Origin of the sequence: Dorea sp. 210702-DFI.3.17 (assembly GCF_020560825.1) — a bacterium.
Lineage (GTDB): Bacteria > Bacillota > Clostridia > Lachnospirales > Lachnospiraceae > Dorea > Dorea formicigenerans.
Genome location: NZ_JAJCNB010000130.1, coordinates 1 through 252 on the forward strand (window position 1 = coordinate 1; position 252 = coordinate 252).

The window sequence follows — 252 nt, forward strand, 5'->3', positions numbered from 1 at the left end:
TCGCAAGATAGAGGGTAATATAACTGGATGCTATGGTGTAGAAAAGCTGACGACCCATATTCTGAAGATAGCTTTCATATTCAATGTCAATTTCGTCCAGCTTCTCGTTCAAATCCAAATATGCAGTCATAAGGCTATTTCCATTCAGAGCTTGCTCACTGAGCACCGCATTGACATAGGTATCATACATTCCCTGACTATAATATAGGAATGCTTCATCCGGAAGAATCAATGCAAAGGACAAGGTTATAG

At 39.7% G+C, this 252-nt stretch carries 1 pseudogene; it reads right to left on the bottom strand.

The features are described from left to right. Nucleotides 1-252, bottom strand: a pseudogene (locus LI149_RS15230) (ABC transporter permease); the annotation flags it as partial.